The sequence below is a fragment of the Thiorhodococcus mannitoliphagus genome (genome assembly GCF_010915725.1).
In the GTDB taxonomy this organism is placed as follows: Bacteria; Pseudomonadota; Gammaproteobacteria; order Chromatiales; family Chromatiaceae; genus Thiorhodococcus; species Thiorhodococcus mannitoliphagus.
Map to the genome: position 1 here is coordinate 1 of NZ_JAAIJR010000409.1, position 687 is coordinate 687.

A 687-nucleotide genomic window follows, 5' to 3' on the forward strand; every position below is an offset into this window, starting at 1 on the left:
CCCTTGATCCCCGAGCGAAATCAGGTGGAGCACTACATGGACGATGAGGAACTTCACCGGTTGCTGTCGGTGCTGAGGAGGCATCCCAATCGTCCCGTGTGCACCATTGCGCTGTTCTTGCTGTCCACGGGGGCACGGCTCAACGAAGCACTGAAGGCCACTTGGGATTAGGTGGACATGGAACGTCGGGTTTGGCGGATTCCGGCCTACAACGCCAAGTCAGGTAAGGTCCGTGCCGTCCCCCTGAACGATGCTGCCCTCGACATCCTGCGCATCCTTCGGAACCTGGACACGGAGCATTATCTTTTCGTCAACAGCAAGACCGGGAAGCCCTACACCACGATTCACAAAGTGTGGGAGCGACTCCGGGAGGAAGCCGGTTTGCCTCATCTGCGCTTGCACGATCTGCGTCACCAATATGCCTCGTTTCTGGTGAACAGCGGCAGGACGCTCTATGAAGTCCAGCAGATCCTCGGGCATTCCGATCCGAGCGTCACCCAGCGTTATGCCCATTTGTCCACGCGGGCACTGCAGGACGCAGCGGACAGCGCCTCAGCGGCGATCGGGCGGGCGTCGTAGCACGGACCGGGGGCAAGGAGGCCCCTCTCTGGCCCGCTGTGCCCACCGCAGCGCCGGGGCTTGGCGACCCCCATGCCGGGGGGCTGTTTGGCACTCTGGGGCAGACAG

At 62.3% G+C, this 687-nt stretch carries 1 protein-coding gene; it reads left to right on the plus strand.

The genetic code is table 11. The annotated features are described in order from the left end of the window. Positions 1-177 precede the first annotated feature (177 nt). Positions 178-579: a site-specific integrase gene (locus tag G3480_RS27170; protein WP_240906121.1), complete on the plus strand. Its 402-nt coding sequence runs from the start codon at positions 178-180 to the stop codon at positions 577-579. Positions 580-687: the final 108 nt, after the last annotated feature.

Coding starts and splice junctions, on each gene's coding strand:
- G3480_RS27170 (WP_240906121.1), top strand. CDS start 178: ATGGAACGTCGGGTTTGGCGGATTCCGGCCTACAACGCCAAGTCAGGT.